A 16945-nucleotide genomic window follows, 5' to 3' on the forward strand; every position below is an offset into this window, starting at 1 on the left:
AAATCAGTCGGAGAATGACAATGAGCAATGTAATGCAAGAACAGTTTGGTGCATCCGCAGCTTCGGTCGCCTTGGTCAACGAGCTTCAACAAGCACTTTATCGTGAGGCCCGCATGCTGGATGGCGAGCGTTACGACGACTGGGTGGCGATGCTTGCCGATGACCTCCACTATCACATGCCCAGCATCGAGACGCGCTACCGAGCCGACAAAACCGACCAGATCGGCGATCTCAATCGAGCGGCTTTGTACAACGACAGTCGAGAGGATATCAAGAAGCGACTGGGCCGGCTCGCTACCGGGACCGCGTGGTCTGAAGACCCGGCGACGCGCTTCACCCACTTAATCTCGAATGTTGAAGTGGAACTCACCTCTAATGACGATGAGTACCGTGTGTATTCCGCCTTCTTGGTCTACCGAAGCCGCAACGAGTGCGACCAGGATACCCTGATCGGCAACCGCGTCGACCTGTGGCGACGCACGCCGCAAGGACTGAAGCTCGCCCGACGGCTGATTCTGCTCAAGCAGAACTTGCTGATGAGCAAGAATCTCAACATGTACCTGTGATCTGAGACCAACTCCTGATTGAAGCAAGGCGGCTGTGCAAATTGCGACCGCAGTTGCCGTTTGCTGGAGGCTGCGCAGAGAAGACCGAGAACGATCAAATGAAATGCAGTGAGGATTCGGACCATGTTGGCGAGGCAGGTTTTGCTTGGGATGACCGATATTTGGTGGGCTACAAGTCGATGGATGTTACTCATCAAGATTTTGTCGCCTTGGTAGACGCGCTCTTGGTCGCGGATGATCTTCAATTCCCTTCCGCACTAGAGGCGTTCAGGAAACATGCAGAAGAGCATTTTTCCGATGAGAAGAAGTGGATGGATTCAGGTGAATTTCCGCATCGGGATTGCCATGTAGAAGAACATGAGAAAGTTCTTTCCTCGGTAATTGAGGTCCAGGCTCTTGTGGCTGGCGGCAACATTGCCATTGGAAGAGAGTTGTCAAAAGCGTTGAGGGACTGGTTTCCAGGGCATGTTGACTACATGGATTCAGCACTGGCCAACTGGCTCGTCCAAAGGCAGTTTTCGGGTACGCCCGTTGTGCTGAAGCGAAAACAGGCGAAAGCTTGAAGATCCTCGATTGCCCAGTTTCCTTTGGGTATCCGGCCGGCTGGCTGGTGGCGCTGCTGAACGAGCGTGGCATCCGCTACAGCATGCGCTGCGACAAGGCCAATTGGGTGGCCATGCGTGCCTTGCTCAGCAGCGGCAAGGACCATGCGACGGTGACGCTGAAGGCGCCGGACCGCCAGGACGCGCTGGCCTACGAATGCTCGGGGCAAGCTCCGCAGGTGCGCCTGGTCTGTCCCAGGGGCGGGTGCAGGTGGGCGCCACCAACCTGCCCGCCGAAGGCTTCCCGCGCTGGTGGTTCGCGGAGCAGTACCACCAGCGCTAGCGCATTGAGGAGGGGTTTAAACGGCTCAAGCACCGCGCCAAGCTGCGGTCGGTTTCTGGCCTGACTCAGCCGCCTTGCTGGTGGATGTGGCGGCCAAGGAGCTTGCCGACAACATGGGCTCGTGCTGTGCCGAGGCGCTGGCGAGAAGGCCGATCTGGCGGGCCGCCAGCGCGTGGGCAATCGCTCCTATGCGGCACAGCTGCTGCAGCGTGTGCTGCCCCGCGTCGTGCTGGATCTCGGATGCTTGGCGGCTTTGTTGGACAGGGCCCTCGAGATGTTAGTGGCCAACACCCATCGGCCTGTCAAACATCGATCCCAACCTCGACCGAGGCGCAAGTCCAAGCCGCATCCGCATATGGCCTACAAGGTGTGATGGCTTAAGTTCGGTGGCGCCGTGGACGAGGCGTTGAATGCGTTGAACTGCCTCACTCACCTCGCAGCCTACCCGTCCAGCATTCTTGCAGAGTTGGCTGATACCGAACTTGAGTCCCGCGTGTCATTGGAGCCGCCGCACGAAATCTTGATGCACGGGGAAGGCGTGCGGCGCATCCCTTCGAGAGCGACATCTGCGCCGGGGCACCGGTCGTATGGGATTTTCGGGAACAGGCTCACAGCACATGCCTCCGGCAAGGCCAATACAAGGCTAATAGTCACTGAGCAGGGCAACTCGTTGCACGTGCCCGCTTCCATGCCGGAGGCCATCGTGTCGGCCTCGGTCAGGGCGGGACAACCGGTGGCTGCGGGAGACCTACTGGCCTCTCTAGAAGCCCCTGACGGATGACAAGGACTGTGCGATTGAGAGCGCGCTTGCCCGACCAAGTGACCGCGTTCAGGCGAAAGACCTATTGATCGTGCTCGAACCGGCTTGAAGTCACGATGGCTTCAAAACGACTTGGCCGCGAGCTCATGTCGCAACCGCAATTGAGACGCTGGTGGCATGCCTGTGGGACGCAGCGCGGAATGCGTGAATTGCGCAAATCGCGAAGAAGAGCCTGCACATTTTTCAAGTTTTGGGAACCTCAGCCTCAGGGGAAACCCGCCATTTTGCGGTGACTACTGCCTGTTGTGGATTGGCACGACCCTTGCAAAAAAGGGATGTCCCGCGAGGACTGGTTGCTCACCTCTGCTTGCTTCACCTCATCTGATTGTTCATGAACTTTCGCCATACCTCGAATTTGATGCTACGGCGTAGGCACCGAGGTTACGACGTGACCGATCAGGCCAGCGCCGTCGCTGGAGAAGAACTCGGGCAACCACGCCCCGGGTTGAAACTGAATTCTGTTTTCTGGCATGGCTGGCTCCTCAGTCGTCGAGAGCCAGAGCACGGAGTTGGGAGCTCGAAAGACAAGCCTGTCTGAGCTTCATGACCCTTGAAAAGCTAATAAGGATTGGAGACGTCTCAATGGTATGCAAGGTTAGGCTCTGTAAAGCAAGCGAAGTTGCACCTGGGCAAATGCTACGGATAGATGCAACGGACGCTCCGCCTCTGGCGGTGTTCAATGTTGATGGGAGCTTTTACGCGACCAGCAATGTCTGCACGCACAACATCGCGCTGTTGACTGACGGCTATTTCGAGGGTGAGACTGTGGAGTGTCCCATTCACGGCGGATGTTTCAACGTCAAAACAGGCGAAGCCACGAGCTTCCCCTGTGAAAAGCCTTTGCGGACCTACGCAGTTGTACGCGACGGCGACGAACTGTTCGCCGACGTTTGACGCTGGCCGCAATGACTAAGGTTGAAATTCGAATCGATGGCGGCACGGGTGTTGATTTCCACGCAAACCTAACCCACCATTTCCATCTCGATCTGACCCACCCTGGTTTGTGAACTTCACGCTCACGTTGTGGATAAGTTCTTGGCTGTCTTCTCCTTCTTGGTGGTCTGTGGTGGTTGCTGTGCAGAGCTGTTCTTGAATCGATAGCTGTCGTTACCGGTTTCCAGAATATGGCAGTGATGCGTAAGCCGGTCCAGCAATGCCGTAGTCATCTTCGCATCCCCGAACACACTGGCCCATTCGCTGAAGCTCAGGTTGGTGGTGATCACGACGCTGGTGCGCTCGTACAGCTTGGACAGCAGGTGGAACAGCAAGGCGCCTCCTGACGTACTGAACGGCAGGTAGCCCAGCTCATCCAGGATCACCATATCGGCATAGGCCAGGCGGTGGGCCAACTGTCCGGGCTTGCCGTTGGCCTTCTCCTCCTCCAACGCATTGACCAGCTCCACCGTGGAGAAGAACCGCACCCTGCGGTGATGGTGCTCGATGGCTTGCACCCCGAGGGCTGTGGCGATGTGGGTCTTGCCCGTACCCGGTCCACCCACCAGCACCACGTTGTTGGCGTTCTCCAAGAAGTCGCACCGGTGCAGCTGGCGTACCAGTGCCTCGTTCACCTCGCTGTGGCCGAAGTCAAACCCAGCCAGGTCCCGGTACGCCGGGAATCTGGCCACCTTCAATTGGTAGGCTACCGAGCGCACCTCCCGCTCGGCGGTCTCGGCCTTGAGCAGTTGAGACAGGATGGGCTGTGCCGCATCGAAGGCCGGTGCACCTTGCTCAGCCAGTTCCGCAACCGCCTGGGCCATACCGTGCATCTTGAGCTCGCGCAACATGATCACGATGGAAGCGATGGCAGGGTCATGACGCATAGCGCACCTCCCTCAATTGGTCGTAGCGAAGCACATTGGCCTGGGGTTCCACCGCCAGCTTGAGGGCCTGGGGCGAAGTGACCGGTGCTGGAGCGGGCTTGCCGTCCAGCAGGCGATGGAGCACGTTCAGGATGTGGGTCTTGCTGGCAGCACCTGACTCCAGTGCCAGCTCCACTGCGGTGAGTACCGCCTGCTCGTCGTGGTGCAGCACCAGTGCCAGAACCTCCACCATCTCCCGGTCGCCGCCGGGTTGCTTGAGCAAGGTGGCCTGCAGTCGCTTGAAGGCCGCTGGTAGCTCCAGGAACGGAGCACCATTGCGCAAGGCTCCGGGCTTGCGCTGCAGCACCGCCAGGTAGTGGCGCCAGTCGTAGACGGTCAGCCCAGCACCATGGTGGTTACGCTCGATCAGGCGCTGGTGCTCGCACACGATCTGGCCTTCGGCGGCAATCACCAAGCGGTCTGCGTAGACCCGCAGGCTTACAGGCCGGTTGGCATACGGGGCCGGCACGCTGTAGCGGTTGCGCTCGAAGTGGACCAAGCAGGTGGGCGAGACGCGCTTGGTGTGCTCCACAAAGCCATCGAAGGGCCGAGGCATCGGCATCAAGGTTGCCTTCTCTTGAGCCCAGACATCCGCGACGGTGCCCGGCAACTTGCCATGCTCGATCTCATTCCATAAGGCCACGCAGCGCTCCTCAAGCCAGGCGTTGAGCTCAGTCAGGCCTGGGAATGGCGGCACCACCTGCCACAGACGATGGCGGGCGTCGCGCACGTTCTTCTCCACCTGGCCCTTCTCCCAGCCCGACGCGGGATTGCAGAACTCGGCCTCGAACAGGAAGTGGCTGACCATGGCCGCAACGCGCGCATTGACGTCGCGCTCCTTGCCACGGCGCACCCGGTCTACAGCGGTGCGCATGTTGTCGTAGATGCCACGCGCGGGCACGCCCCCGAGCACCTCGAAGGCGCGGTTGTGCGCATCGAACAGCATCTCATGGGTTTGCAGCGGGTAGGCCCGCACGAGGAACGCGCGGCTGTAGCTGAGCTTGAAGTGCGCCACCTGCAGCTTGGTGCGCTCTCCAGCGATCATCGCCCAGTCCTCGCTCCAGTCGAACTGGAAGGCCTCACCTGGGCCGAAGGCCAGGGGAACGAAGGTGCCGCGGCCGGTGGTCTGCTGGGCCACCACGCGCTGCTCTTGCCACAGCCGGGCAAAGGCGGCAACCCGGTTGTAGGAGCCGGTATAGCCCAGGGCCTGCAGATCAGCGTACATCTGCTTGACGGTACGCCGCTGCTTGCGGGATCGGCCAGCTTCCGTCTTGAGCCAGCCCGAGAGCTTCGATGCGAAGGGATCGAGCTTGGATGGACTGACCCGCTTGGCATAGTGCGGCTCGGCCTCGCCTGCGCGCAGGTACTTGCGGATGGTGTTGCGCGAGAGGCCCGTGCGGCGGGCGATCTCTCGGATGGACAACTGCTCTCGCAGGGCCCAGCGCCTGATGACACTCAGTGTTGCCACGTCTATCACTCCTGGTCTCCTGCTGCTCAACAAAGCAGCAGGTTAGGGTTAGTACGTGGGTCAGGTTTAGATGGAAATCCTGGGGGTTAGTGGGTCACTTCTGCGTGGAAATCAACATCCACCGGTAGCGAAGCACGCAGCGTGCCGCTGGGCTGCGCCTGCATTTCTCCCAGCTGTTCGTGCGCGAGCCGCGCCTCCTCGACGATGCGGCGGCAGCGCTCGTAGTACAGCTGCCCCGCCTCGGTCAGCTCGACCTTGCGTGTCGTGCGATGCAGCAGCCGCAGGCCGATGGCCTTCTCCAGGGCACTGATCCGCCTGGAAAGCGTCGAACTGGGTACGCCGGTGGCATCGGCCGCGCGGCGAAAGCTGCGGGCCTGGGCGACATCGACGAACAATGCCATGTCGTTGAGCAACTCCATCTTATTGTGCCATTTTTGGATCAATGCATCCCATTCTGCCGTATTTATCTCTTCATCGGTTTAATTGAAGATACGCCCATCGCATCACACCAGGAGAAGAGCATGTCCAAAGGAACTGCTGTCGTCACCGGAGCCGCCAACGGCATCGGCCAAGCCTATGCCCAGCGCCTCGCCGCTGATGGCTTCGATATTGCGGTGGCCGACGTCGGCGATGCCGCCGCCACCCGCGCCCTGGTCGAGGCCGCCGGCCGCAAGTTCTATTCCGCCATCGTCGACGTGACCTCGCAGACTTCCACGCTGCAGTTCGCCGCTGACGTCAGCGCCAACATGCCGCCCGTGGCCGCCCTGGTGAACAACGCCGGCATCTACCCTTGGAGGTCCTTCGCGGAGACCGACTACGCGCTGTGGCGCAAGGTGATCGGCGTGAACCTCGACGGCACCTTCCTGATGTCCAAGGCCTTCGTGCCGGGCATGGTCGAACGCAAGTGCGGCCGCATCGTCAATGTGGCGAGCACCACGTTCTGGCTGAACGCTCCTGACATGACGGCCTACATCGCCAGCAAGGCCGGCGTGATCGGGTTCACGCGCGCGCTGGCCAGCGAAGTGGGCACCTTCGGCGTGACCGCCAACGTCATCGCACCGGGCCTGACCAACACCAAGTCGATGCGCGGCACGAACGAAGACATCTTCGACTACCTGCCGCAGCAGCAAGCGATTCCTCGGGTGATTGAGCCCCAGGACTTGGTGGGCGTGGTCTCGTTCCTGTGTTCTCCGGACTCGGCCTTCGTCACGGGCCAGACCATCGCCGCCGATGGTGGCCAAGTGCGCGTCTGACGCGGCCTCCCTCCTTTTTCATCATTCATCCCCAGGAAACCACATGAGCCAACTCCTCACCCCCGTTCGCATCGGCCGCTACGTAGTGCCCAACCGCCTTGTGATGGCCCCGATGACCCGCTCGCGCGCCGACAGCGATGGCGTCCCCAGCGAGCTGACCGTCACCTACTACGCCCAGCGCGCCAGCGCCGGCCTCATCATCACCGAGGGCGTGTTCCCATCCGCTATGGGCAAGGGCTACGTGCACACTCCTGGTATCGAGACCGAAGCCCAGGTCGCGGCCTGGAAGAAAGTGACCGAGGCCGTGCACGCCCGCGGTGGCCGCATCTTCATGCAGTTGATGCACTGCGGCCGCGTTTCGCACCCCTCGCTGCTGGGCGGCGCCACGCCAGTGGCTCCCTCGGCCATCCGGCCCGAGGGCCAAGCCTGGACCACAGCCGGTCAGGTCGATTTCGTCACGCCCCGCGAGCTGAGCGTAGCCGAGATCGCCGATGTCGTTGACGACTATCGCCAAGCCACCCGCCGCGCCATGGCTGCAGGCTTCGACGGTGTCGAACTGCATGGTGCATCGGGCTACCTGCCCGAACAGTTCCTCTCTTCGAGCAGCAATCAAAGGCAAGACCAGTACGGCGGCCCAGTCGAGAACCGTGCCCGTTTCGTTCTGGAGGTGCTGGCCGCGATGGTGGCCGAAGCCGGTGCCGACCGGGTCGGCATCAAGATTTCACCGGAGATGAACTACAACAGCATCACCGACGCCACGCCGCAAGAGACCTACGCCTATCTGGTCGACCACTTACGTGGCCAGGGTCTGGCCTATCTGCATGTCGCGCTCTTCGGCGCGAAGTTCGACTTCCACGCGCTGCTGCGCCCGCGCTTTGACGGCGCCTACCTGATGGGCGGTGGCCTGACCCAGGACAGCGCCGAAAGCGCGCTGGCCGAAGGCAAGGCCGACGCAACTGTCTTCGGCAGCGCCTTCCTGGCGAACCCCGACCTGCCGGAGCGCTTTCGCGTTGGCGCTGCGCTCAACGCCCCAGACCGCAACACCTTCTTCGCGCCGCCCACCGCCCAGGGCTACATCGACTACCCGGCGCTGGCTGCGGTGGAAGCCGCCTGAGCCACGAAAGGCCGAATGCCATGACCACCATCGCCCGCATGCAGCGCGCCAACCGGGGAATCCAGTTCCGCGCGTACCGCCTGCATGGTGCCGACCCCTCGCAACTCGATCCCTTCATGGGCATCGACCACGCGTGGATGAGCGCGCCCACGTTCCCGCCGCATCCGCACGCCGGCTTCTCCGCTGTGACTTACCTGTTCCTCGACTCGGAGACCGGTATCGCCAACCGCGATTCGCAGGGCGACAGCACGCTGATCCAGCCGGGCGGCCTGCATTGGACCGCAGCCGGTCGCGGGGTCGTCCATGAAGAGAACCCGGCGGTGACGGGCAGCACCACGCACCTGCTGCAGATTTTCGTCAACCTGCCGCGGGATCGGCAGAACGCAGCGCCGTTCGCGCTGAGGCTGGCCCCGCAGGACGTGCCCGTGGTGCAGCGCCCCGGTGTGCGCGTCCGCGTCCCTTTGGGCGGCTTCGACGGCGTGCAGTCGCCGCTGAGGCCGCCGACCGAGGTGACGCTGCTGGACGTCACGCTGGAGGCCGGCGCCGAACTGGCGCTGCCGGTTCCCGCAGGTCGGCGCGCCTTCTTCATGCCGATCAACGGCCACGCGGAACTCGATGGCGAACGCTTCGGCCTCGACGACCTCGGTGCGCCGATCCTGCCGCCTGCGGCCGAGGCGGCGGTGCACAAGCTCATTGCCCAGGATGGCGGAGCCAAGATCGCCGTGTTCATCGGTGAGCCGCTGGGCCAACCTGTGATTTCCAACGGACCGATGGCGTTTGCACGCCAACAGGACCTGATCGCGGCAACTGCCGCTTACCAACGTGGCGAGTTGGGAAGGCTGTAAAAGGCCGCGCCACACATCGGGGGCATGCCCCCATCACAACCCGGAGCACCATCATGAAAGTTGAACGATTCGCCGCCGAGAACTCGGCTTTGCTGCTGATCGACCACCAGGTCGGCACGATGCAACTGATCAAGAACATCGACAGGGAACTTGCCGCCAAGCAGTCGATTGCACTGGCCAAGATGGCGAAGATCCTGAACCTGCCGGTCGTGATCACGTCCAGCCAGGAGGAGCGTGCCCAAGGCCCGATCCTTCCTGAAATCGCCGAGATCCTGCCCGAGGCGCACGCAGCGCGGGTCAAGCGCCCCGGCGTCGTCAATGCATGGGCCTATGCCGATTTCCGCAGTGCCGTGCTCGCCACCGGGCGCAAGAACCTGATCATGGCGGGTGTGACCACCGACGTGTGCCTGATTTTCCCGGCCATCGATGCTGCCCTGGAGGGCTTCAACGTCCAGGCCGTGATGGATGCATCAGGATCGCCCAGCAATCTTTCCGAGGAGTTCTCGCGCCAGCGCATGCACGACGCCGGCGTGGTGCTGACTGCGACCAACACGCTGATGGCGGAGATCGCGCAGGACTGGTCCACCCCGGCCGGCCAGCAACTGATCACCTTGTTATTCACGGATGTCTTCCCGGCCTTGGGCGCGAACATCGCCTGATCCCGAAGGCGTCCCCGTTGACCGCGGCCAGCAGGGTTGGGAGCGAGCTTTCCACGATGCCCACGGATAAGGCGGGTTTGTCTTGACGGCGTGGCGCTGGTTCACAGCGTAGAGTGCGGCGACTGTGGGGAGTCGCCGACAGCGCTGTGGCGTCGGTCGGCCATTCTCGCGTCAGTCGATCATGCGGCACTTACAGTGCTGATCGGGGTGAGGTTCGAGCTGTCTGTTCCAACGCCTTGTCGGTTGCCAACCCAACACACCATTCGATGCAAGACCTGCTGGCCGTTCTTCCCCACTGCCCGCGAAGGCCGTGCGAGCACGCTTGCGGGTTTCCTGCATTCGCATATATTGAAATGAGACCGCCACCGTCCAGTCAGAGCTTGTCGAGGCGTACCGTGCCGTCGGCGAGGGTGGCTGGCGACGGGCACGTCCCTTGTTTGAGCCAGCGCTTGGCGACCTTGATGTCCCGCGGGGCATTCACGGAAATCACGCTGCGCAGCCCGTCATCCGAGATCTGGAACACAGAGAACGCGCCTTCCTCGGCAGACCCGCGCAGGATGCCCTCCAGATCGTTTGAAGGAACGCCAAGCACCTGCAGGTTCATGTCGTACTGGTCCGACCAGAACCAAGGAAGCTCGTCATAGAGGACGTCCATGCCCGCGATCGCCTTGCCTACGGCGATGGCTTGGTTCTGAGCGTTTGCCCAGGACTCGAAGCGCAATCGGCAACCCGCCCAGGAACTGTGTTGATTGGCCACGTCTCCGACGGCATAGACGTCGGGATCGGACGTGCGGCCCGCCTGGTCTACGACGATGCCATCCTGAACCATCAGTCCGCATTCCTCGGCCAAGCGGGTATCGAGCGCCAGCCCAATGCCGACTACCACTGCATCGAACTCTTGTGCCTCGTCAGGCAGGTGCGCGACCAGGGGACGTTGGCGACCCACCATGATCGAGGTGACTGTCGTCGATAGCCGAACGTCGACGCCTTCCTTGCGGTGCTTATCGAGGAGGAAATCTGAAAGCTGCGGCGGAAGCGACCTCGCGCAAAGGCGGGGCCCTGCCTCCAGCACCATGACATCGACCTGCTTCCCCCGCGCCGTTGCAGCGATCTCTAGTCCGATCCATCCGCCTCCGATGATCAGCAACCGGTTGCCGCGCACCAGCTTTCGAGCGATGGCCCGGGAATCCTCGATGGTGCGCAAGGTATACACGTTGGGCAGATCGGCTCCGGGGCATGACAGCCGGCGGGGGTGCCCCCCAGTGGCCAATACGAGCTTGTCGTAGCGGACCACCGAACCGTCCGAGCACCTGACTTCGTGATCGCCGCGATGGATTGCAACGACCTCCGTGCTCGGTCGGAAGTCCACGCGCAGGGCGTCGCTCTGCTGCGATGTCAGGAGGACGGGAGGGTGCTCCTGCGCACCGCTGAGAACGCCTTTGGACAACGCGGGGCGCTCGTAAGGCGCATGGGCCTCGCGGCCGAGCAGGGTGATGTTTCCCCCATGCCCGCTCTCCCGCAGTGACCGAGTGACCCAAGCACCAGCCTGGCCGGCTCCGATGATGACGACATCCATTGCTGGCTCCTGTACCAATGCTCAACTCACGGGCCGCAAGAAGATGAAGCCCTGCTCGACCTTGACCGGATGGCAGCGCAGCGCCTCCGTGCAGGGGGCGCCCACCGCGCGACCGCTTCTGATGTCGAACGTTCCCTCGTGCAGGGGGCATTCAATGAGGCAGGAGTCGACCACCATGCCCAGCGACAGGTCCGCATCTCCATGTGTGCACGTGCCGTCGGTGGCGAAGACTTCACCCCCGAGGTTGTAGATGCACACGCGCTTGCCGTCGATCTCTACCGAATGCGTGTCGTCTTCTTCAACATCGGCGAGGTTGCCCACCTTGATCCATCCATCGTCCATCGTGTCTCCTGCTGCCATGCTTGTGCTGCTGTCCTATGCTTGCGACGTCATCGCGTCGATGTAGTGGTTCTCCATGTGGTACAGCGCTTCCTCCAGCGGCGACATGGGCCCTGGCTTGAAGAATTTCGAGCCCGCGGTGTTCTGCATGCCCTCCACCATGACCGCGTCCTCGGCAATGATCTGGCGCACGAAGCCGATGTACTTTTCCATTTCCGCGTCGTAGTTGGGAATCGAGAAGGCGGCTTCGGGGAACAGCAGGTAGCAGATGACTCTGGTTTCCGTCGGCGAGATGGGCCAGATATGCCACATGCGCACGCTGTCGGCGCGCATCGACAGGTTCAGGTTGGGATAAATGCCCCCCTTGCAGGCAATACCGCTCGGTTTGTCTTGCGCCCAGGGCAACGTGGGGAAGACTTGGGCGCCGGACTTCGAGTGCGGGCGGGCTTCGTATTGGGTATGCCAGCCACCGTTCTCCAGCAGGTTGAAGCGAACCTGCTCGCCCTTGACGAAGCCGCCGAAGGTGTCCTTGTGGATGACGCCAACGTGGTAGATGTCGATGAGGTTCTCGATCAGGAATTTCCAGTTGCACTTGACGTCGATTTCGACCTTCTGGGCCAGCTTGCAATGGTCGGTCTGGAACCACCACAAGGGTTGCTCGAAGGGTGCGATGTACTCTTCGAAGGACATCGGCTCATCACTGAAGTTCACGAAGATCCAGCCGCGCCAGATCTTGACCTGCAACTGCCGCAGGCTGCAGTTCTTCAACTCGACCTCGGAGGCCTTCATTCCGGGCGCGACGACGAGCTTGCCGCTCACGTCGTAGAGCCATGCGTGGTAGGGACAGCTGAACTCCTTGGTATTGCCACGTCCGACGGCGATTTCCACTCCGCGATGCAGGCACTGGTTCATGTACGCGACGATGTGATCGGGCGCCGGGCGTGAAACGACGATCGACTCCTTCATCACCTGGAAGGTGTAGTAGTCGCCGACATTGGGGATCTCTTCGACGCGCCCCACGGAAAGCCAGTACTTCATGAAGATTTGCTGCTTCTCCATGTCGTAGATCTCGGGCGAGCTGTACACCTCGCCTGGCAGGTGCCGTGCGCTGAGCAGTTTCTTGCGGGTGTCCTTGAACTTGGGGCGCAGGTCCAGGAGCTGTTGTTCGGCTACTTGCATCGTGGTCGTCCTTTCAATAACGCGTTGATCGTGCGCAACGGATACTATGCAATACATTGATTTATGTATAGATCGATGTGAGAATCGATATATCTTGCCGAGAGAACCCTATGTCCCAGAAAGACCCTTCAAAGAGCGCGCGTCCTCAGCGCCAGATCAACGACGTCGACTACGTCGCCAGCGCCGAAGCCATGTCGATCCTGGGAGTGCGGCGCGAGACGCTGTACACCTACGTCAGCCGCGGGCTCATCAAAACGATGCAGCGCCCGGGCGTGAAGGCCAAGCTCTACCGCAAAGCCGATGTCGAAAAGCTCAGAAGCCGGGCCGTCGCACGCTCGGGCGGGCCACAAGTCTCGCACTCCCTGCGCTACGGGGAGCCGATCGCGCAGACGTGGATCAGCGAGATCACCGCCCACGGCCCGCGCTACCGGGGGGTGCTCGCGCGCGACCTTGTGCGCGACGGCAGGTCGTTCGAGTTCGCGAGCGAGCTCATCTGGACGGGACTGCCGCGCACCCGGGATGTCGCATGGCCTACCTTGCAGGACATCCGGCAGCCGGAATCCCTCGTCAAGCTGGCCTTGCATTCGGCCGAGCACGTCACGCCACTCAAGCTCTTGTCGATGCTGACGACCTCGCTGTCGGCGTTCGAGCAGGCCGAGGGCGACATGCAGGCGGCCGGTTTCGCGGCCTGTCGGCGGTTGTTGCAGATGCTGAGCGGCACCGCGGGCATCTTCGGCCCTAAGGCGAGGTTCTCTCCGCCCGGCGAAGGCGAGTTCGTGGCGCACTGCGTCGCCCGCGGGCTTGGTCTGGGCGAACGGCCCGATGCCGTGCGGGCCATCGACGCAGCGCTCGTGATGTCCGCCGAGCACGAGTTGTCGGCACCGACGTTCGCCGCGCGGATCTGCGCCTCGACGGGAGCAGATCTGTATGCGTGCGTCGCGACGGCGATGCTGACCCAGTCCGGGTCGATGCAGGTCGGGGGCGCCGTGGAGGTGGAGGCGCTCATCGATGCCCTGCCCAGCGGACTGCAACCGGACGATGCCCTGCCGCTGGCCGCAGCCTCAGGCTTCAAGAGCAACGAACTGCCGTGCTTCGGCCATCCCCTGTACGACGGCGAGGACCCGCGCTCGGTGGTACTGCTCGACCTCATAGGCAGCCTGGACACGTACGGACCGGACATGCCGAAGGTGCAGGCGCTGGTGGCCGGTGCACGGCAGGCCGGACAGCACCCGAATGTCTTCGCTGGTCTCGTGATCCTGTGCAAGGCGATGGGTTTGCCCAATGGAAGCGGCGCAATGCTCCATACCCTGGCACGCACCAGCGGCTGGATCGCCCATGCGATGGAACAGCGCCTGACCGGCGCCATGCTGAGGCCACGCGCCAAGTACATGGGTCAGCATCTTCCGCGGTGAGGCAACGCGCGGCCACGGCAGAGCGCCAGGTGGGAACCGGCCAGACTGGCCGACGGCTCAGCGCGCGCGAGCGAAGGTGCCCCCTGCGTTCAGTCCCGCATCACCAGCGCTGCGGTGACCCTGCGCACCAACGGCAGCGCGAGGAGCAGCGTCGGAAAGGCGATGATCCATGACAGAGCCCAGGCGCTGAGCCAAATGTAGAGGAAGCCGGGTGCCAGACCGATGCTGCGCAGCGTCGACACGGCCGACACCACGAACGTCATCAGGATCGATAGCAGCAGCGGCATCACCAACGCCGAGTAGGCGGCGGGGAGCTTTGCGAAGCCAAACACCGTGCGGGCCTGGTCGGTCGGAGTAGGACACTCGTTCTTCATGGGCAGGCCCGAGGTGTGTCGCCTACGATGCCGTCCGGACCGCGGATGGCTCGGTCCGCACTGCCGTGGAGGCACACACTCCAGCCGGTGACCATGGAACGCCAGTCCATGTTCCTGGTGTGCGTGTGCTTCTGGCGGAAAGACGGGGCGCCGCGTGCCACGCGCCGCGCGCGGGTGCCGACGGCGGTCATGCCCCGCTCCTTCGCCGCTTTGGCGCTCCATCGTCGGAACCCGATGATGGCCACATCGCCTGCGTCGCGTGGATCGGTATCGCGATCCCAGACGGGAGGCATCATGGTCGACGTGGCGCACTCCCGACCGTGCCCCCGCCGGGCGCCAAGGAAATAAGCTGCCTCTGCCGCTTGTGGGTTCTGCACGAAGGACTTGTCTGTACTGCGCCGCATCTGACGCTCGGCGTCGGGTTCGTCCTTCGTCTGCATGAGTCCTCCTTCATCGGGTTGGTTCGTTGCGCTGCGGCGCCATGGCAGCAATATTGTTAGGTTACAAACCAAAGTTACCCGTCGGATGGGAAGGTGTCAACAAGCAAAACGAGATGCCGCAGGAATCGAGGAACGAATTCGCTACTCTTCTGATGGGGGTCAAAGCACGAGCTCAGTGTGCGCGCATGCCGTGCAATCGTGGTTCGCGATGGTCGGGCATCCGCAATACGATGGCTCAACGGCTGGGCATCAAGCGAACCCCGTGCAGCGAGCACGAACTCGCGCGGGGACACCCCAGGGCAAGGCGAGTAGGCAGTGCACGACCGACTACTTCTTCGGTGCACGCCGTGGAAGTTCAAGGATGCTTGAACTGGACATGCCGCGCTCGGGACCGTGCTCCCACGCGGATCTGGGACCGCTCACCCGCGAGCTGATCGATGAGCGAGCGTGGCGCAACTGAGGAGAGTCAAGCCGCGTGGGCGCGCCGGTCGATGAAGCTTCGCATGTGCCCGCGGCTCCCCGCTCGCGTCGCATTCGAACTGGAACCAGATGCCCGCGCGGCATGCTTCATCAAAGTTCGCCTGCGTGTCTTCCCTGAGGCGCCGCTTCGGGATGCGCAGACCCGGAGGGCTGTGCGGCCAACTCGTCGCTGGTGCGAGGGCGTGGGCAAGCACCTCGTCAGGGGCGCCAGTTCGTTGACGGGGCCCAGTTGGTCCGCCAGCGCATCGTCGCCCAGCAACCGGCTGCGGGGAGCTGGATATGGCCTTGTCCATTGTCAATGGTACGGTGCCTCGGCCTGGCATGGGGACGACATCATGGGCTGGCTGGATACCTGCCTGACTAGGCAACCTTTGCCGAATCATCGTGGACGAACCATCGCCTTCAAACACCTCCAAGGCATTTCCAACGGGCTGCGCTCGGCATTGGACCTCCTGGCGCGGCAGAAGGCCGTCGCGCTGAACACCGCCATCGAGGTCGAAACCTTGCCCTTGATGAAGGATGTCGAGCTGCGCGGGTCGGCGTGGACCATGCATGCTGCGCATGGCGAGGAGCGAGGAGGTCAAGGACGGCGCCATGGTCGCCTGGGCCATCGATCAAGCGAACCATCGCGCTCGAGTTCGGGAAGAAGCACAAGCCGTCGAGCGCAGACCCCTTGGTGGCGGCCCGCATCCGGGCGCTTGCCCCGTCGCACCTGAAGCCCGGTTATGAGGCCTAGTCAAACGCGAGCTTGGCGAGCGTGCCACGCAGCCATTGGTTGGCCGGATCCTTGTGCGCCCGCCGGTGCCAGAACTGGCGCACGTCCGCTGCGGGAATCCTCAGCGGCACTGGCAGGATCTGCACGCCCCGGGCGTTGCGCGCAGCGTTGCGGGGCACGGTGACGACCAGGTTGGAGCGCTCGACGACATCCGCCGCGATGTGGTAGTGGGTCACGCGCAAGATGACGTCGCGCTTGGCGCGCATCTTCGAGAGCGCGCGCTCCACTAGGTCGTCCGCGTTGCCCGTGGCCACCGCGACGTGCTGGGCCTGCAGGAACGCCTGCAGCGAGAAGTCGGGGCCTATGGACGGATGCCGCTTGCGCGCCAGGCAGCAGTAGGGATCGCCGAACAGGCGTTGCTGGTAGAAGCCCGACTTCAGAAACGCGAGGTTGCCGATCGCGAGATCCGCCTCGCCGCTCTGTAGCAGCTGCTGGTACTGGTCGTTGGGCCGCCGTAGCGCCTCGATGCGAACGCGCGGCGCCTCCCGCAGCACCGCCGAGATCAGCCGCGGCAGGACGATGCCCTCCCCCGCGTCGGACAGGAGGATCCTGAACGTCCGCTCCGACTCCCTCGGCTCGAAGCCGTGCGGTCTCTCCAACGACTGCTGAAGGATCGCCAGCGCCTGGCGGACCGGGCCGATGAGTTCATCGGCCAGGGCCGTGGGCTCCATCCCGCCGGTGGTCCGCACGAACAGCGCATCGGAGCAGGCCTTGCGCAGCCGCAGCAGCGCGTTGCTCATGGCGGGCTGCGACAGGCCCGCCGCACTCGCGGCCCGCGACACATTGCGCTCGGCATAGATGGCGGCGAAGACCCGCAGCAAGTTCAAGTCGAACGTCTTTATATTCATGATCTGAATTCTATTTCTCTCCAATATCGATTGGACAACGATGAGCGCGCCCG

17 protein-coding genes and 1 pseudogene are annotated in these 16945 nt (G+C 62.8%); 9 read left to right on the plus strand and 9 right to left on the minus strand.

What is annotated here, in order from left to right:
• The first annotated feature begins 32 nt into the window (after nucleotides 1-32).
• The 4 genes from Q392_RS04130 to Q392_RS31725 all read left to right on the plus strand — a co-directional run bounded on the left by Q392_RS04130 (nucleotide 33) and on the right by Q392_RS31725 (nucleotide 3165).
• Nucleotides 33-566, plus strand: a complete 534-nt coding sequence (locus Q392_RS04130; protein WP_211260198.1) for a 3-phenylpropionate/cinnamic acid dioxygenase subunit beta — start codon at nucleotides 33-35, stop codon at nucleotides 564-566.
• A 98-nt stretch (nucleotides 567-664) separates the two neighbouring features.
• Entirely contained in the window at nucleotides 665-1129 is a 465-nt protein-coding gene (locus tag Q392_RS31720; RefSeq protein WP_084216803.1) for a bacteriohemerythrin, read from the plus strand.
• The gene (locus Q392_RS32655) at nucleotides 1126-1515 is read left to right on the plus strand and encodes a hypothetical protein (protein ID WP_157007748.1); all 390 of its coding nucleotides are present in this window, start codon (nucleotides 1126-1128) and stop codon (nucleotides 1513-1515) included. The genes Q392_RS31720 and Q392_RS32655 overlap by 4 nt, the downstream gene beginning before the upstream one ends.
• Nucleotides 1516-2814: 1299 nt before the next feature.
• Nucleotides 2815-3165 carry a non-heme iron oxygenase ferredoxin subunit gene (locus Q392_RS31725; protein WP_084216805.1) on the plus strand — a complete coding sequence of 117 codons (351 nt, stop codon included), beginning with the start codon at nucleotides 2815-2817 and terminating at the stop codon, nucleotides 3163-3165.
• Nucleotides 3166-3287: 122 nt separating this feature from the next.
• On the opposite strand, the gene istB is transcribed toward Q392_RS31725, so the two are convergent.
• The 3 genes and pseudogenes from istB to Q392_RS04145 form a co-directional block, all read right to left on the minus strand.
• Nucleotides 3288-4091 carry an IS21-like element ISThsp10 family helper ATPase IstB gene (istB, locus tag Q392_RS04135; RefSeq protein WP_038201646.1) on the minus strand — a complete coding sequence of 268 codons (804 nt, stop codon included), beginning with the start codon at nucleotides 4089-4091 and terminating at the stop codon, nucleotides 3288-3290.
• Nucleotides 4081-5607 (minus strand): IS21 family transposase, encoded by a 1527-nt coding sequence (gene istA, locus Q392_RS04140; protein ID WP_038201649.1) that lies wholly within the window; start codon nucleotides 5605-5607, stop codon nucleotides 4081-4083. The genes istB and istA overlap by 11 nt, the downstream gene beginning before the upstream one ends.
• A 107-nt stretch (nucleotides 5608-5714) precedes the next feature.
• Nucleotides 5715-6017 (minus strand): annotated as a pseudogene (locus tag Q392_RS04145) (LysR family transcriptional regulator); the annotation flags it as partial.
• 102 nt (nucleotides 6018-6119) lie between these two features.
• Here Q392_RS04145 and Q392_RS04150 point away from each other — a divergent pair.
• Genes Q392_RS04150 through Q392_RS04165 form a run of 4 tightly spaced genes read left to right on the plus strand, consistent with a single transcriptional unit; the run spans nucleotide 6120 to nucleotide 9469 of the window.
• A complete protein-coding gene (locus Q392_RS04150; RefSeq protein ID WP_038201656.1) occupies nucleotides 6120-6851 on the plus strand; it encodes an SDR family NAD(P)-dependent oxidoreductase in 732 nt (243 codons plus the stop codon).
• 43 nt (nucleotides 6852-6894) lie between these two features.
• Entirely contained in the window at nucleotides 6895-7965 is a 1071-nt protein-coding gene (locus tag Q392_RS04155; protein ID WP_038201659.1) for an alkene reductase, read from the plus strand.
• Nucleotides 7966-7985: 20 nt separating this feature from the next.
• Complete coding sequence (locus Q392_RS04160; protein WP_038201661.1) at nucleotides 7986-8810, plus strand: pirin family protein; 825 nt, start codon at nucleotides 7986-7988, stop codon at nucleotides 8808-8810.
• 53 nt (nucleotides 8811-8863) lie between these two features.
• Nucleotides 8864-9469, plus strand: coding sequence for an isochorismatase family protein (locus Q392_RS04165; RefSeq protein ID WP_038201663.1), 606 nt, complete (start codon nucleotides 8864-8866; stop codon nucleotides 9467-9469).
• A 373-nt stretch (nucleotides 9470-9842) separates the two neighbouring features.
• Here Q392_RS04165 and Q392_RS04170 read toward each other — a convergent pair whose 3' ends face one another.
• From Q392_RS04170 to Q392_RS04180, 3 genes are read right to left on the minus strand one after another with little or no spacing between them, the layout of a single operon-like run.
• The gene (locus Q392_RS04170) at nucleotides 9843-11045 is read right to left on the minus strand and encodes an NAD(P)/FAD-dependent oxidoreductase (RefSeq protein WP_038201664.1); all 1203 of its coding nucleotides are present in this window, start codon (nucleotides 11043-11045) and stop codon (nucleotides 9843-9845) included.
• A gap of 21 nt (nucleotides 11046-11066) precedes the next feature.
• Entirely contained in the window at nucleotides 11067-11405 is a 339-nt protein-coding gene (locus tag Q392_RS04175) for a non-heme iron oxygenase ferredoxin subunit (protein WP_245610635.1), read from the minus strand.
• Between the two features lie 15 nt (nucleotides 11406-11420).
• Nucleotides 11421-12563, minus strand: coding sequence for an aromatic ring-hydroxylating oxygenase subunit alpha (locus Q392_RS04180; RefSeq protein WP_038201668.1), 1143 nt, complete (start codon nucleotides 12561-12563; stop codon nucleotides 11421-11423).
• A gap of 110 nt (nucleotides 12564-12673) precedes the next feature.
• Here Q392_RS04180 and Q392_RS04185 point away from each other — a divergent pair, with 110 nt between their 5' ends.
• Complete coding sequence (locus tag Q392_RS04185) at nucleotides 12674-13975, plus strand: citrate synthase (protein ID WP_038201670.1); 1302 nt, start codon at nucleotides 12674-12676, stop codon at nucleotides 13973-13975.
• Nucleotides 13976-14064: 89 nt separating this feature from the next.
• Here Q392_RS04185 and Q392_RS04190 read toward each other — a convergent pair whose 3' ends face one another.
• The 3 genes from Q392_RS04190 to Q392_RS04200 form a co-directional block, all read right to left on the minus strand.
• Nucleotides 14065-14349, minus strand: coding sequence for a DUF2798 domain-containing protein (locus Q392_RS04190; protein WP_038201673.1), 285 nt, complete (start codon nucleotides 14347-14349; stop codon nucleotides 14065-14067).
• The gene (locus tag Q392_RS04195; RefSeq protein ID WP_038201674.1) at nucleotides 14346-14789 is read right to left on the minus strand and encodes a hypothetical protein; all 444 of its coding nucleotides are present in this window, start codon (nucleotides 14787-14789) and stop codon (nucleotides 14346-14348) included. The genes Q392_RS04190 and Q392_RS04195 overlap by 4 nt, the downstream gene beginning before the upstream one ends.
• A gap of 1212 nt (nucleotides 14790-16001) precedes the next feature.
• Nucleotides 16002-16892, minus strand: a complete 891-nt coding sequence (locus Q392_RS04200) for a LysR family transcriptional regulator (protein ID WP_038201676.1) — start codon at nucleotides 16890-16892, stop codon at nucleotides 16002-16004.
• Nucleotides 16893-16945: the final 53 nt, after the last annotated feature.

Source organism: Xenophilus azovorans DSM 13620 (assembly GCF_000745855.1).
GTDB classification, from domain to species: Bacteria; Pseudomonadota; Gammaproteobacteria; order Burkholderiales; family Burkholderiaceae_C; genus Xenophilus; species Xenophilus azovorans.

Bases quoted from the DNA above. Each gene is read 5' to 3' on its own strand.
- Q392_RS04180 (WP_038201668.1), bottom strand. From the start codon at position 12,563: ATGCAAGTAGCCGAACAACAGCTCCTGGACCTGCGCCCCAAGTTCAAG.
- Q392_RS04160 (WP_038201661.1), top strand. From the start codon at position 7,986: ATGACCACCATCGCCCGCATGCAGCGCGCCAACCGGGGAATCCAGTTC.
- Q392_RS04150 (WP_038201656.1), top strand. From the start codon at position 6,120: ATGTCCAAAGGAACTGCTGTCGTCACCGGAGCCGCCAACGGCATCGGC.
- Q392_RS04175 (WP_245610635.1), bottom strand. From the start codon at position 11,405: ATGGCAGCAGGAGACACGATGGACGATGGATGGATCAAGGTGGGCAAC.
- Q392_RS31725 (WP_084216805.1), top strand. From the start codon at position 2,815: ATGACCCTTGAAAAGCTAATAAGGATTGGAGACGTCTCAATGGTATGC.
- istB (WP_038201646.1), bottom strand. From the start codon at position 4,091: ATGCGTCATGACCCTGCCATCGCTTCCATCGTGATCATGTTGCGCGAG.
- Q392_RS04185 (WP_038201670.1), top strand. From the start codon at position 12,674: ATGTCCCAGAAAGACCCTTCAAAGAGCGCGCGTCCTCAGCGCCAGATC.
- Q392_RS04130 (WP_211260198.1), top strand. From the start codon at position 33: ATGCAAGAACAGTTTGGTGCATCCGCAGCTTCGGTCGCCTTGGTCAAC.
- Q392_RS04170 (WP_038201664.1), bottom strand. From the start codon at position 11,045: ATGGATGTCGTCATCATCGGAGCCGGCCAGGCTGGTGCTTGGGTCACT.
- Q392_RS04190 (WP_038201673.1), bottom strand. From the start codon at position 14,349: ATGAAGAACGAGTGTCCTACTCCGACCGACCAGGCCCGCACGGTGTTT.
- Q392_RS04165 (WP_038201663.1), top strand. From the start codon at position 8,864: ATGAAAGTTGAACGATTCGCCGCCGAGAACTCGGCTTTGCTGCTGATC.
- Q392_RS31720 (WP_084216803.1), top strand. From the start codon at position 665: ATGAAATGCAGTGAGGATTCGGACCATGTTGGCGAGGCAGGTTTTGCT.
- Q392_RS04195 (WP_038201674.1), bottom strand. From the start codon at position 14,789: ATGCAGACGAAGGACGAACCCGACGCCGAGCGTCAGATGCGGCGCAGT.
- Q392_RS04200 (WP_038201676.1), bottom strand. From the start codon at position 16,892: ATGAATATAAAGACGTTCGACTTGAACTTGCTGCGGGTCTTCGCCGCC.
- Q392_RS04155 (WP_038201659.1), top strand. From the start codon at position 6,895: ATGAGCCAACTCCTCACCCCCGTTCGCATCGGCCGCTACGTAGTGCCC.